We start from the raw sequence: 13,849 nt of genomic DNA, 5'->3' as shown, positions 1-13,849 counted from the left end.
CGTTCTACTGAACGGTTGGGAAAATGGCTCACGCGGCGCGTTTGAAGGCCTGATCGCTGGCCTCGATTACCGCTAAGACCTCGCCTTCGCGCAGTACAAGAACTTCCTCGCCATCGATGTTGATGCTCTGGCCGGCATACTTGCCGAACAATACGTAGTCGCCCACTTTCAATTGAAGAGGAATAATGGTGCCATCTTGCGAGCGCTTGCCCTCGCCTACGGCCAGGACTTCACCTTGTTCGTGCTTCTCCATAACGGAATCAGGAATTACGATGCCGAATGTCGTCTTGCGCTGCTGTTCGGTTCGCTTGACGATAATCCGGTCGCGAAGCGGACGAGGCTCCATGATCAATCTCCTTGAGGCAGATTATCAAAAAAAAAAATTAGAAAATAATCCCGACCATCAGACGGAGGTGTATGGCGGGCATGGCAACTGATGTCGCGCGTAAAAAATGCTGGCCGCTGTGAAAATTTCAAGCTGCAAAATTGGAACAAATTGTATCTATATCGAGAGCCCGCTGCTACGGCCAAGGCGATACACGTCCCGACCTGCGCGGTCCCGATCATAAGGTATTGGTGCCACAGGGCATGATGAATCTCGCTCCCCGTTTTGGCCCAACGTTTTATCGTCCGCCGGCACTTGCTGCCAGATGCCGGCCGACCGGGGACGAAACATCCATCGTACGTAGCCTCTCGACGCGGCTAACTCCAGCAAGACGGCTTGGTCGGGAGCCTGGACCAGTATGTAACGAGCCGCAGCGCCCAAGTAATCACCAAATGCGGAATGGCAATCCACGGTTTCCTGAAGTGGCGCACTCAAGCGCCACCACGGACGGCAATTGACGCGCTCCAGATCCCAGGCGCCCAGCCGCCATGCGGCTTCCAACATCGCTTCATCCAGATTCTCGATGGATTTCCAGTCAGTGTCGATTTGCAGAGCTGAGCCGGCAACTGGCCGCTTCGGCAAGTCAATATCTTGCAGCTTGAGCGTGGACTCCCGTGCAAAGCCATGCCAATGCAGCATCAATATGAGCGGTGTATCGGTTTTCGGAACCGCACTGAGCGTCACTGCGTACAACGGCAAACGCATCGCGGTCGAGTGAGCCTGGATCGTTTCAAGGATCGTCATATCGCCTCCACATTGGGATTCGTTCACAGCTTTATTTTATCTATGTGGGCGTAAAGAGCCAGCACTGCGGGATTCGCTTTTTAGGAGTCATCGGGAGGAAGTCAGCGCGTATGGCGGACGGAATGATGATTGACGCCTTCCTGAATGTGCTCGATAAGTAGCCCAACCTTTTTCCTTACGCCGGGCTAACGCAGGAGTACCGCTACCCCTCTGATATCTGCAAGGCTTCTTGACTTATTCCTAAAAAAGAATAGTATTCGCAAATCGGAACACCCCCGAGACGAAGATGCGCAAAAATCCAGGGCATAGAAATAAGTAAACCAAATTAGGAGACATCCTGTGAAATACACTTTTCTGCAAAAAGCCATGACGTCGATTGCGGCGGCGGCCGGTACTGCCCTGCTGCTGGGCAGCCATACCGCACAGGCGGTATACCCTGATCACCCAATCAAAATTGTGGTTCCCTACAACGCAGGTGGCGGCACGGACGTTCTAAGTCGCGCCGTGGCCGCGGGCCTGGGCAACGTTTTAAAGACCACAGTTATTGTGGATAATCGACCAGGGGCTAGCGGCATGATCGGTTCCGATCTGGTGGCTCGTGCGGCACCTGATGGCTACACGTTGGTGATGACGGCGGCCGATACTCATACCATCAATCCGCACGTGTATCCGAAAATTTCGTACGACGCACGTAAAGACTTCGTGGCGGTGGCCCAAGTGGGCTATCTTCCTTACGCGCTGATCGTGAGTCCTAAACTCGGTGTAAGCACGGTCAAAGAATATATAGCGTTGGCCAAGAAAAGCCCGGGCAAGCTGACATATGCATCGTGGGGCGTAGGAAGCTCCAGCCATGTGGCCATGGAAATGTTGAATGTCGGCCAGGCCTTGGACGTATTACATGTGCCGTTCACCGGAGCGGCGCCAGCCATGACGGCGATCATGGGCGGACAGGTCGATGCATTGTTCGTACCACTAAGCCTCGCTAAGCCGAACGCAGATGCCGGAAAGGTGAAGTTGCTGGGCTTAGCGGCGCCGAAGCGATTTGGCGGCGCACCCGACGTCCCTACCCTCACTGAACAAGGCGTAAATGTTATCGCCGCGCCATGGATCGGCATTCTGGCGCCCGCCGGCACGCCGCAAAAGGTACTCGATACATTGTCCAATGCCGTTGCCCAGGCAGTAAAGACAGACAAGGTCATAAAGGCATTGACGGTTGGTGGCCTCGAGATAAACGTTCGAAACAGCAAGGACTTCGCATCATTCTTGATCGAAGATTACACACTATGGGGCGATACCGTGAAAGCGGCTAACATTAGGGCCGAATAGCCGAGGCATCAAGCCATTGTCATGGCTTGACCCATTTCGCCCGGCAGCAAGCAAGGTGTTGATGGAATGAAAGATATGTCGACCACAGAAAACGCTACTCGGCCCGACGAGACGACCCGTTCGCCGTTGCGAACGATGCAAATCTTGTATGAACTGACTTGCGACCGCTCAGCGATTTCTCTGGCCGATTTGAGCGTACGGCTCAGTCTGCCTAAAACCAGCCTTTTCCGACTCATGAAGACCCTGGAGTCGGGTGCTTACGTAATCGCCGTAGCGGGTGGTTATAAGATGGGTCCCGCGGCCTTGAAACTGGGCGCGGCCATTATCCAGAGCCGCGAGTTCCCGAACTGCGCGGTACCAGTAATGCAACACGTGTCCGAAAACTGCGGCGAAACCATTATTCTGGGCACATTGGCTGATAACCGCCAAGAGGTTGTATACGCAGAAGTCGTCGACGCTACCAATCCATTGCGCTTCAGCAGTAAAGCCGGTAGCACCAATCCGCTTTATGGATCCGCAAGCGGACAAATCCTTCTTGCCTATATGCCTGAGAGCGAACTGAACAGCTACCTTGATTCAGTCAAGTTGGTAAAGCACGCCCCCGGTACCATCGAAACCGTCGAAGCGCTAGTTGCAAAGCTGGCCGAAATTCGCGCCACAGGCGTTTCTTCAAGTCTGGAAGGATTGGTCGAAGGCGTGTTTTCGATCGCTGCGCCCGTTATGGATATGAACGGCAAGGTTGTCTCCGGGCTGTCCATTTCCGCACCGAGCAGTCGCGCTCTACGGCAAAAAGGCAAGCTTACTAAGCTTGCCCTGCTGGGAGGCGAAGAAATCTCGAGAATTCTGGGATACACAGGCACTTACCCTTTAACGAACAACAACCCGCGAACGCCTTAATCGACTCGGGTTTGGCGTTGCTCGGGCAGCACCAACCATAAAAGAGAAAAAATATGAATATAGTTTATAAGAACTCCGCGAATCTGAAGCATCGCTCAGATAGCGTGATCCACAATGGCATTGCCTACGTCTCCGGCGCAATACCGTCCGACAGCTCAGTCGATATCATCACTCAATCGCAACAGGTGCTGGCAGAACTCGATGCGCGGCTGGCAGAGGCTGGCAGCGGCAAAGACAAAATCCTGTCTGCCACAATCTGGATGCTGGATGTGAATCGCGATGTAGGCGCGTTCAATACAGTATGGAACCAATGGGTGGTTCCCGGCCGCGTGCCTGCCCGCTCTTGCGTGCAAGCTGTCCTGCAGCAAGGCGCATTGCTGGAAGTCGCTATCGTGGCGGCAATCTAGTTCCTGTAGCGCCAGCCCACTGGCAAGGCAGTATTCTCGGCCAGCGCGCGATGCTGGCGGCGCTGCCGAAAACGGAAGATAAGCCCTTGGGCACACGATATGCTACCGATACCTTAGTCCAAACGTCAGAGGTAGCCCGTGAAAAAAAAATGGCAAGCCGCAGCTGTTATCGCTAGCATGCTAAGCATCGCAAATGCGCCTTTTGCGGCGGGCCTTGATAAGCGTGACACCGAATTTCTACAACAAGCCGCAGAAGTCGGTCGCACCGAGATAGAGGTTAGCAAGCTCGCTTATCAGTACAGCAAACGGCCACAGGTACGCGAGTTCGCCCAGATGATGGTGGCGGAACACACCGAGTCGGAGCACGAACTCAATGCCCTTGCCGCTAACAAGGCGGTCTCGCTGTCGACCGACTCGCCAGACCGCAAAGATAGCGTCAGTCGTTGGCAAAATTTACCACCACACGAATTCGATACTCGATACATCGAGGAACTTGCCATCGATATGCATGAAGACGCAGTCAATCGTTTTACGAAAGCGGCGAAGAATGCGGCCGACCCCGATGTAAAAGCCTTTGCTGCAAAAACGCTGCCTACGCTGCAGCGTCATCTGGCTCGCGGCAAGCAACTGCAGGAAGAGAGTAATAACGCGTCCGAACGCATTCCCGCTGCACCGCAGAATGCTGACGATAGTCGCGTTACGTCGCCCGCTGCGCAAGACAACACCGGCACAGGCGGAGGCCAGCCAACGAACGAGCCGCCGCCGGAATCGCCAAACAAGGCCGCCAATTCTCAGTAAGTGTCGTACCGGCGCCCCACTCAGCCGGAAAAAGGAGCGTTGCAATGAACTCCAAGAATGCTACGCGCGTGCAGGAACGCGGTCCTATTGATCCAACAAAGCGCCGTCTGCTCATCTCCTGCCTCTCGGCCTATAGCGCTTCTCTGATTCCATGGGCCTGGAGTCAACCGGTGAAAGACAGTGGACATGGCGCGTTCATTGCACTGTCTGCCATTCTCACCGGCCGCCAGGCCCTGGACCAGGTACAGGCCGAACGCCTATTTGCCGCGCTATCGAAGAGCGATCCGGGCTTTGTGCATGCGATGCAGGCAATCCTTGACCTGATAAACAAGCAACACATTGATCCGCTTGCGCTGCAAAAAATTCTGGATGACGGACACCCTACGGTCGCCATGGTGCCACGAAAGATTGTCCTTGCCTGGTACGTCGGTGTCGTCGGTGAAGGCGACCAGGCCCATTGTCTGGCCTACGAGACAGCGCTCATGAGTGTGGTTGTAGCAGACCGCTTGAAGCCCCCAAGCTATGCGTACGGCGCTTACGGCAGTTGGGAAAAATCGCCAACGTAGGAGTAATTTATGGCAGAACAACTTTCGGCAGATATCGTAGTGGTTGGATCTGGAATTTGCGGCTCTGTGGTGGCCCACAAGCTTCTGGGCACAGGCGCAACGGTTCTCATTCTCGAGGCAGGGCCGCGAGTCACGCGGGACCACATCGTCGCAGCCTATCGCAACGGAACGCGAAAAAGCGATTGGATGTCTCCCTATCCCTCGATGCCGTGGGCCCCGCATCCCATCTATCAGCCCGAAGACAACGGTTACCTGGTGCAGGCCGGACCCTATCCCTATCCAGCGGAATACATGCGGGTTGTGGGCGGTACCACATGGCACTGGGCAGCGCAGGCCTGGCGCCTTGTACCTAACGACATGCGCATGAAGACCCTGTATGGGGTTGGCGTCGATTGGCCATTCAGCTACGAAGAGCTGGACCCCTTTTATCAGGAATCTGAAGAAATTATGGGGGTCTCCGGCTTACCCAATACTGGCTCGCCACGCAGTAAGCCGTTTCCCATGGAGCCCGTGGCCGAGGTGTGGGCCATGCGTCGCATTCGTGAGCGTCTGGCGTCCGGTGGCTATGAAGTGGTGGGCAATACGACCGCACGCAACAGCCGTAGCTATGACGGGCGGCCCGCCTGTTGCGGAAACAACAGCTGCCAGCCAATATGTCCGATAGACGCGCAATACCATGGCGGACTGGCGGCGGCGGCCGCTGAGGCGGCAGGCGCCAAGCTCATACCGAATGCCGTCGTCTACCGAATTGAACATAATCCTCACGGGCAGATCGAGGCGGTGCATTACTTCGATCCAGACAAGAATTCGTACCGTGTCACCGCGCGGCTTTTCATTCTCGCGGCGAACGCCATTGAAACGCCCAAGTTGTTGTTCATGTCGGCAACTGACAAGTATCCGAATGGGCTTGCCAACAGTAACGATATGCTCGGGCGCCATCTGATGGATCACCCCAGCACGTCGCTGCAGTTCGAAGCCGATGAAGAGTTATGGCTGGGGCGCGGCCCGCAGAGTCCAAGTTCGATCAACACCTATCGTGACGGAGCTTTCCGGTCGGAGCACTCAGCGTATCGGCTGGACTTCACCAATATCTCGCAAGTGCACAATGCCACTCAGGCACTAATCAAGGAAGGCGTCTACGGGGTCGAACTGGAACGGCAGCTGCGTCATCGGGCGGCACACCAGATGAGCCTGAAGAACGTGTTAGAGGTATTGCCCAGACCTGAAAACCGCATCACACTGAGCGACCAGAAGGATGCGATGGGCATTCCGAAACCTCAGGCCCATTACGCCATTGACGCGTACACGCGCAAAGGCGCCGAAGTGTCAAAAAACGACTTCACAAGAGTGGCGGAACTGATGGGCGGCACCAAACTGCAATACAGCACTGAAGGCTACTTCGCCAATAACCAGCATATTTGCGGCACGCTTAGCATGGGAACGGATCCTAAAAGCTCAGTAGTGGATCAGTTCGGACGTGCCCACGAGCACGAAAATCTCTTCATTGTCGGCACTGGCGTGCTTCCCACCGCTGGTACTTGCAATTCGACGGAAACCGCTTTGGCAGTCGCTCTGCGTACTGTTGCGCACATCGTCGCCGAGCAGCCGAAATGACGGCCGAGGTAGCTCTCATGAAATTAACTGTTGCGCTCTTCGCATGCATGGCAAGTGTGCTTGTGATGCTTGCCACCCCTAAAACTGTGGCAGCCCAGCCCGTTGCGCCAGCCACAAAAGAAATGCAGCGTATTGAGCGTGGTAAGTATCTTGCGATCGCGGGGGATTGCATCGCCTGTCATACCGCTCCGAGTGGCAAGCCGATGGCGGGTGGGCTGCCCCTTGCCACGCCCATTGGAAATATTGTCTCGACCAACATCACACCTTCGAAGACGGCGGGCATCGGCAACTACACATTGGAGCAGTTTAGCGATGCGTTGCGTAAGGGCAAGCGTGCCGATGGTCAACACCTATATCCGGTCATGCCGTACACGGCGTATGCGCTAGTGAGTGACGAGGACGTCGCCGCGATGTACGCCTATTTCATGAAGGGTGTCGAGCCGGTGGACACACGGCCGGCTGGAGCGAAACTGCCCTTCCCGTTCAATATCCGGGAATCGATGGTGGGGTGGAATCTATTATTCCTGAACCAAGGCACTTTCGTGCCAAGCCCAGATCAGAACGAGGTTTGGAATCGCGGCGCCTATCTTGCGCGAGGATTGACGCATTGCACAACGTGTCACACTCCGCGCAACGCGCTTATGGCTGAAGACCTGTCTAAAGAATTAAGCGGCGGCAATGTCGGGTTGTGGTATGCGCCTAACATCACGTCCGATCCGAATAGCGGGATTGGCGGGTGGAGTACACCTGAACTTGTGGAGTACATGCGTACGGGTCATATCGCTAAGGGCCAAGCATCCGGACCCATGGCTGAAGCGATCGATCACAGCCTGCAATACTTAACCAATTCAGATCTGGAAGCCATCGCGGTATATCTCAAAACCGTGCCGGCTGTTAGGGATGCGAGCGACACACAGCCTGTATACGCATGGGGCAAGGCAACCGACGATCTCAACAGCGTGCGCGGCGTACGCATGCCAGACGATCCGGACAAGATGACTGGGCCGCAGCTCTACAATGTGCATTGCGCTACCTGCCACCAGGCACAGGCCCAGGGCAGCTTTGATGGCGGACTTCCGGCGTTGTATCAGAACACGGCTCTGGGTCGGACGAATACTGACAATCTAGTGATGGTGATACTCGACGGCATACATCGCGTTCGCCCGGACTCGGCGGAAGTGCTTATGCCGGGGTTTCGAGACGTTCTGTCTAATCAACAGCTTGCGACACTGGCTACCTATCTGACGCGGACATATGGCCATCCGGAGGCGGAAGTAAGCGTTAACAAGGTCCGGAGTTTACGAGACGGCGGAGAACGGTCTACGACCCTGATCTGGGCGGCGCGCGGAGGGTTGATCGCAGGCGTCCTGGTATTGCTCGCCCTACTCTACCTTATTACCCAGCGTCGTAGGCGTCGATAGCGAAGCAACATCAAGGGCTCCTTGCGTTCGAGCCTGTTCGACATCGGAGTCGACTTTGGGTGACTAGGCGCGCTCGCCAAAGTGAATCTCTATTATGGAGCCTTCCCTTATGAAGAAGAAAGGCGGCACTATTCGGGTCGGCATTGGCGGATGGACCTATGAACCATGGCAAGGCACCTTCTATCCCGAAGGGCATCCCCGGAAACAAGAACTGGAGTACGCTAGCCGGCAGTTCACTTCGATAGAAATCAACAGCACATACTACGGCGCTCAGAAGCCGGAAAGCTTCGCAAAATGGTATGAACAAACGCCTGACACTTTCATTTTCTCTGTAAAGGCGCCGCGCTATGCCACCCAGCGGAAGGTGTTAGCCGACGCGGGAAAAACAATCGAACGTTTTCTCAGTGGCGGCTTAATACAGCTGAAACACAAGCTCGGTCCGATCAACTGGCAGTTCATGCCAAGTAAAGCTTTCGATAGCACCGACTTCGAAAGTTTCCTTAGATTACTTCCACAAGACATCAAAGGCCTCGCCCTGCAGCACGCAGTCGAAGTGCGTCATGACAGCTTTCGGACACCTGAATTCATCGCCTTGGCCCGGCGGTATGGCGTCGCCGTTGTGATGGGCGCCGATTCAGAGTACCCGTTTATCGCCGATACCACTGCACCGTTCGTCTACGTCCGGCTAATGGGCACACAGGAGGAAGAACCACTCGGTTATCCTGCGGCCACCTTAGACCTTTGGGCACAGCGTGCAAAAACCTGGTCCAAAGGAGGAACGCCAGACAATCTGACTCGGCTTGCACCAGCTTTGCCAGACAGCAGCAAATTAGATGTCTATATTTATGTGATCGGCGGGCATAAAGTGTCCAATCCCTGCGCAGCGAAGTCGCTAATCATGCGCATGGCTTGACCTTGCTCTTGTTGCATTCGCTTCGAACCAGCACGGCGGGTGCAGCGACCTGAAGTCGCCGGTACATCCACAGCCCAACGGCCATGTCTTTTAAGGCTTGTATAATCGGTCGAGTCGCAATCTATCGCGTTCGTCGCTACACCGCCATACGGCGACGTAGGTGGCAACGAGAGCACCGAGACCGGCCCCGCCCGACAACAGGAACAAAACAAGTATTTGATACTTTGCTGCTTCCAGCGGCGCCATGCCCGCTAGAATTTGGCCTGTCATCATGCCGGGAAGGGTAATGATGCCAGCCGCTGACATTTGATTCACGATGGGAATGAGGCCGCTACGGAGCGCATTTCGCTGCAAAGGTTTCAGAGCGGTATACCGACCGGCGCCAAGGGCTAGTTGCGCCTCAATGGCGGCGCGTTCCTGAACAAGACCTGTATTGAAAGCATTGAGACTGATGCTGACACCGTTCATCACACTGCCAAGAACAATACCAACGAGCGGAATGGCTATCTCGGGCCTATACCATGGTTCTGGCCTTAGCGTAAGCAGAGCAAAGCTGGTCACAAAGACGCTAGCAAGCACGGTGGCGCCAGCGCCCACGCCAACTCCCCATGGACCCGCGAACCGTCGTTTCTGCCGCGACCAGACCTCATACGTTGCGGTGGCCGTCATCAATGCGGCGATGCCGAGTACCCAAATCGGAGATGCCAGTGCAAATACCGTCTTTAGCACCAGGCCAACCAGCAGCAATTGAACCGTTGCTCGAAGAGCAGCAATAAAAAGCGCTCGCCCTAGCCCCAAATTCAGCAGCAAAGACAAGCCGGCATTGAGAATGATAAGAAACGCGCCTATGGAGAGGTCGAGGTAGGAAAGCGGAGCGGCCGTCATCCGCTCGCCTCTTGCAGTTGTCCATGGCTCATTTGCATTCTGCGGGTTGCCATGCGCTGGACCTGCTTGGGATCGTGGGTGACCCAAAGAATCGACATGCCTTTATCGACACGGTCTCTGAGCAGCGCTTCTACTTGTCGGGTTGTACTTTCGTCTAGACCTGAGGTCGGTTCGTCTAGCAACAACACGCGGGTGTCCTGCCTGAGCGCACGCAATAACGCCAAGCGCTGACGCTCACCGGTGGAAAGTTGCGAAACCAGCCTGTTTGCCGCGTCGGCCGGCATGCCCACTGCGGGCAGCAAGGATGCAAAGTCCGTATCGCCCGGAAAGTGCGGCTTGACAGTATCCCTCCACCAGCCCGATTCAGCGGGCACGTAGGTGACTTGGCGCCGCCATAGAGATGCCGGCATTCCGGAACAAGGCTGCCCATCGAGATAGGCCTCGCCTTCATGCGGGTCCAGGTCTGCGATCATGCGCAGGAAAATACTTTTTCCCGAGCCGGATTTTCCCGTAACCGCCACACACGTTCCGTCGTGAATGGTGGCGTGCATAGGGCCTACGTGAAGGCGTTGCAAGCCTTTGAGCTCGAGCATGAAAATAGTCCGTATCTCCAACCGCGATCATCGTAGCATGCCCCAAAATGCCAGGTCACCCGATGGCCATGCCTATCTAGCGGCAGGCATGGCAGGAATCGGCGCTCTCTGGCTGCCGTCCTACATGGCCCAGGGGCTCGTGGCGCGCGGTGAATTGATCCCGTTGTTTCCGGATTGGCGACTTGATCCGATGCCGATGTACATCGCATTTCCTCAGAACCGGCATGTCAGTGCGAAACTGCGTGTGTTCATCGACTGGCTCGTTGAGTTGATGGCGCAGCACGCGCCTGTCGTATCCCGACCTCCTCTACGCGTCGGTGCAGACTCTTAGCGCGGGCATCGCGCGCATGAAACTCTCCTGTTCTTTATGGATACGCCATAGGCAATTTTCAGTTCGGACTTTTAGCCCGTGCGAACCCGGCCGTGATGGCAAGACACGCGAAAATGGCCACGGCGTAATTGGCCGTCAACCGGTCCATCAGCAGTCCGAAGACCGGGGCGCCCGCAGTCTGACCGATCGCGATAGTCAGAAAGCCGATCATCAGGCCCGTGGCGGGTCGCTCGGGCAGTGCCGAGACTCCCCACACCAAATAGACACCGGTGAGCATGATGTAGGCCGCACCAAAAAAAATACCGCCAGAGAGTGTCAGGGCGGCTGTGGTGCCACCAACGCCGACCATAAGGATACCTGCCGCCATTGTCGTCAAAAAGATCCGATGCACCCGGTCAATTCCGAACCGCGCGATTAGAGCCCCCGCGGCAGCGCCCGCGATACCGGCCGCTCCGATGGCGATCCAGAGAAGCCCCGCTCCGGCGCTGCTCCAGTTGAGCCGAAGGGTGACAAGCTGCGCCCCAAAGGACCAGATCGCAGTACTGGCAGAGCCCATCAGGAATGACGCAGAAATCAGGCGCCAAAGCACACCGCTAAGTGATGGCATACCCTCGGCACTTTTCGTTGCGCTCGTAGTGTTCGCCGGTATGCTGAACGCTGCGACTACTGCCAGACCAACAGCGGCCACGGCGAAACCGGCGAAAGCAAAGCGCCATTGATCTCCCAACATCAGTGCGACCGGCCCCGAAAACACCACGCCCGCACCTGTCCCGGCATTAATGACCGTGTTGATGGCGCTCTGCCGGTCCGGCTGGACTGAGACGGCCACAGCAGCAGCCATGGGTGGCGAGGCCAATCCCGTGCTTGATCCGGCCAGCATTACCGCGCCGGCAAGCCAGGGTGCAGAGGGTGCGATGGCGATACCCGCCATGCCCACCGCCGCGACCATAGCGGCACCGATGGCAACAAAGCGGGCACCGATCCGTTCAGTCAGATAGGCCGATAGGGCAATTGCGATGCAGTAGCCCAGAAAGGCCCCTCCGGCGATGAACCCGCTCAGGGTTGAAGATAAGGTCAGCTCAGCATCAATCTGCGGCAGAAACAGTCCGAAGGCGAAGCGGGCAAAACCGTAGCAGACCGCGATCAGAGCAAACCCGGTTGCAGCTAGGTACAGGCTCGGGTTCATGAGACCGTTTTTCACGGGAAAGAAGTTGCGGATATCACTCGGCATTACCAACATTCAGGCCGGTCCAATGCGCAGCAAACGCCCACATATCCGCGACCTCCTCTATCGCTTTGTCCGTCGGCTTGCCGGCGCCGTGACCAGCACGGATCTCGACGCGCAATAGCTGTGGACGAACGCCGAGGTCGGACGCCTGGAGCGTCGCAACGTACTTGAATGAATGGGCGGGGACGACGCGATCGTCAGTGTCGGCCGTGGTTACAAGGATGGCCGGATAGGTCGTTCCGGACCGGATATTGTGCAGCGGCGAGTAGGCGAAAAGGTTGTGGAAATCCGCCTCGACATCCGGACGGCCAAACTCTTGTGTCCAAAACCGCCCTCCCGTGAAGCGCTCGAACCGAAGCATGTCGAAGACGCCGACACTTGGAATGGCTACCGCAAACAGGTCGGGCCGTTGATTAACGACGACTCCGATCAGCAGGCCGCCGTTCGACTCGCCGTGAATGGCTAGCCACTCCTGCGATGTAATGCCTTCTCGCTTCAAGAACTCCCCAGCAGCGATGAAATCATCGAACGAGTTCTGCTTCTTTCGCCCTCGCCCAGCATCGTGCCAGGCTTCTCCATACTCGCCCGCACCCCGGATGTTCGCAATAGCGTAGATTCCACCTTGCTCGACCCACGCCATTGCAACCGGCGAATAGAAGGGGACCATGGCAATGCCGAATCCCCCATAGGCCGTGAGCATAGTCGGTGCGGGCGCCGTCACATCGGCGCGACGGACGACGAAAATCGGCACCTGTGTGCCATCCTTTGACGCGTAGATGTGCTGCTCTACCAAGATATTGCTAAGGTCGATCGCCACCTTCGGTTCCGCCCAGGCTGTTTTTGAATTGGTCGCGACGTCGTAGCGGTAGATGCGGGTGGGCGCATCGTGGCCGGTGAAGACGAAGAAGGCCTCATCATCGCCCGGACGACCATCGAAGTCGCCGGCGCTACCGACGCCGGGCAACTCGACGATGCCATCGGGCGTTCCGTCTATCCTATAGCGCTCCACCTCTGTCTTCGCGTCGTGCATATAAGAAACGATCAGGCAGTTACCCACGAGCGTACCGAACTTAAGCACTTTGTCCTAGCGCTCAGCGATGAGTTCAACGAACATGGCTTCGCAATCGGCGACGTCTGTCGTCACGATCCTGCCGCGCTCTGCGCCCTTCTGCGTGGACAGAAAAAACTTTGTGCCGATATTTCCGGCAACGAGCCAAGTATGGTCGAAAGTATCGATCTCGGTCCAAATAGGCCAGTTGGAAGTGCTCAGATCGGCTACCGCCAGCCCGTTGCCCCCCGTGAGAGCCGTTGAATAGATCACCGCGTATCGTCCGTCTGCAGTGAGGTCCGCCGTATGAATCATCGGTAAATCCGCCTCAGGTGCATGAACGAGCCGGTCTTCGGACTGCTCCGTTCCATGCCTGTGGAAATAGATCGCGTGCCCGAGAACCGGCGCCAGGTACTCGGCGACCTTTTCCGGCGCCGTGAGACGCTCGTGATCGAAAAGGGCCGCAAGGCGTTCTCGAAAGACATCCCGCCCTTGGAGCCCGGCCGGATAGGGAGCGGATATGCTATTTTTCGCATCTACCCACGCGGAGATAGCCGGGTCGCCGCGAATATCGTTCTCTAACCAGCGAAAGGGATCAGCGACTTTCTGGCCGAAATGTTCGTCGGCAGCATCTACCTGAGCTGTTTGTGGATAAATTGTTGGGCTTTCTCGTTCAATTTGTTGGCGGCGCAT

The 13,849-nt window shown here is 56.5% G+C and carries 14 protein-coding genes and 1 pseudogene; 9 read left to right on the top strand and 6 right to left on the bottom strand.

Annotation, left to right across the window (positions count from 1 at the left end; translation table 11 throughout):
* Positions 1 to 28: 28 nt before the first annotated feature.
* Both groES and EKL30_RS02305 read right to left on the bottom strand, forming a co-directional pair.
* Positions 29 to 346 (bottom strand): co-chaperone GroES, encoded by a 318-nt coding sequence (groES, locus tag EKL30_RS02310; RefSeq protein WP_126705559.1) that lies wholly within the window; start codon positions 344 to 346, stop codon positions 29 to 31.
* Between the two features lie 156 nt (positions 347 to 502).
* On the bottom strand, positions 503 to 1,129 hold the full coding sequence (locus tag EKL30_RS02305; protein ID WP_126705558.1) for a diguanylate cyclase: 627 nt from the start codon (positions 1,127 to 1,129) through the stop codon (positions 503 to 505).
* A 339-nt stretch (positions 1,130 to 1,468) separates the two neighbouring features.
* Between EKL30_RS02305 and EKL30_RS02300 the strand changes: the two genes are divergently transcribed.
* The 8 genes from EKL30_RS02300 (at position 1,469) to EKL30_RS02265 (ending at position 9,071) form a co-directional block, all read left to right on the top strand.
* Positions 1,469 to 2,455: a tripartite tricarboxylate transporter substrate binding protein gene (locus EKL30_RS02300; RefSeq protein WP_126705557.1), complete on the top strand. Its 987-nt coding sequence runs from the start codon at positions 1,469 to 1,471 to the stop codon at positions 2,453 to 2,455.
* 75 nt (positions 2,456 to 2,530) lie between these two features.
* Positions 2,531 to 3,352: an IclR family transcriptional regulator gene (locus EKL30_RS02295; RefSeq protein ID WP_158618373.1), complete on the top strand. Its 822-nt coding sequence runs from the start codon at positions 2,531 to 2,533 to the stop codon at positions 3,350 to 3,352.
* Between the two features lie 53 nt (positions 3,353 to 3,405).
* A complete protein-coding gene (locus EKL30_RS02290) occupies positions 3,406 to 3,759 on the top strand; it encodes a RidA family protein (RefSeq protein WP_126705555.1) in 354 nt (117 codons plus the stop codon).
* A gap of 138 nt (positions 3,760 to 3,897) precedes the next feature.
* Positions 3,898 to 4,557 (top strand): DUF4142 domain-containing protein, encoded by a 660-nt coding sequence (locus tag EKL30_RS02285; RefSeq protein ID WP_126705554.1) that lies wholly within the window; start codon positions 3,898 to 3,900, stop codon positions 4,555 to 4,557.
* Positions 4,558 to 4,601: 44 nt separating this feature from the next.
* Positions 4,602 to 5,123, top strand: a complete 522-nt coding sequence (locus EKL30_RS02280; protein WP_126705553.1) for a sugar dehydrogenase complex small subunit — start codon at positions 4,602 to 4,604, stop codon at positions 5,121 to 5,123.
* 9 nt (positions 5,124 to 5,132) lie between these two features.
* Positions 5,133 to 6,737 (top strand): GMC family oxidoreductase, encoded by a 1,605-nt coding sequence (locus tag EKL30_RS02275; protein ID WP_126705552.1) that lies wholly within the window; start codon positions 5,133 to 5,135, stop codon positions 6,735 to 6,737.
* Positions 6,738 to 6,754: 17 nt separating this feature from the next.
* Positions 6,755 to 8,158 carry a cytochrome c gene (locus EKL30_RS02270; protein ID WP_233582678.1) on the top strand — a complete coding sequence of 468 codons (1,404 nt, stop codon included), beginning with the start codon at positions 6,755 to 6,757 and terminating at the stop codon, positions 8,156 to 8,158.
* Positions 8,159 to 8,267: 109 nt separating this feature from the next.
* Positions 8,268 to 9,071 carry a DUF72 domain-containing protein gene (locus EKL30_RS02265; protein WP_126705551.1) on the top strand — a complete coding sequence of 268 codons (804 nt, stop codon included), beginning with the start codon at positions 8,268 to 8,270 and terminating at the stop codon, positions 9,069 to 9,071.
* Between the two features lie 90 nt (positions 9,072 to 9,161).
* On the opposite strand, the gene fetB is transcribed toward EKL30_RS02265, so the two are convergent.
* Positions 9,162 to 9,956: an iron export ABC transporter permease subunit FetB gene (gene fetB, locus EKL30_RS02260; protein ID WP_126705550.1), complete on the bottom strand. Its 795-nt coding sequence runs from the start codon at positions 9,954 to 9,956 to the stop codon at positions 9,162 to 9,164.
* Positions 9,953 to 10,549 carry an ATP-binding cassette domain-containing protein gene (locus EKL30_RS02255; RefSeq protein WP_126705549.1) on the bottom strand — a complete coding sequence of 199 codons (597 nt, stop codon included), beginning with the start codon at positions 10,547 to 10,549 and terminating at the stop codon, positions 9,953 to 9,955. Before EKL30_RS02255 ends, fetB begins: the two co-directional genes overlap by 4 nt.
* Between EKL30_RS02255 and EKL30_RS02250 the strand changes: the two genes are divergently transcribed.
* Complete coding sequence (locus EKL30_RS02250; protein ID WP_255414653.1) at positions 10,548 to 10,880, top strand: LysR substrate-binding domain-containing protein; 333 nt, start codon at positions 10,548 to 10,550, stop codon at positions 10,878 to 10,880. The genes EKL30_RS02255 and EKL30_RS02250 overlap by 2 nt on opposite strands.
* 58 nt (positions 10,881 to 10,938) lie before the next feature.
* Here the strand turns inward: EKL30_RS02250 and EKL30_RS02245 are convergent, their stop codons facing one another.
* Both EKL30_RS02245 and EKL30_RS19410 read right to left on the bottom strand, forming a co-directional pair.
* Positions 10,939 to 12,111 (bottom strand): MFS transporter, encoded by a 1,173-nt coding sequence (locus EKL30_RS02245; protein WP_233582676.1) that lies wholly within the window; start codon positions 12,109 to 12,111, stop codon positions 10,939 to 10,941.
* Positions 12,101 to 13,849, bottom strand: a pseudogene (locus tag EKL30_RS19410) (prolyl oligopeptidase family protein). Before EKL30_RS19410 ends, EKL30_RS02245 begins: the two are co-directional and overlap by 11 nt.

The organism is Candidimonas sp. SYP-B2681, assembly GCF_003971065.1.
In the GTDB taxonomy this organism is placed as follows: domain Bacteria; phylum Pseudomonadota; class Gammaproteobacteria; order Burkholderiales; family Burkholderiaceae_B; genus Pollutimonas.
Note: the sequence above shows the minus strand (reverse complement) of the source record. Positions and strands in the feature narration are given on the sequence as shown.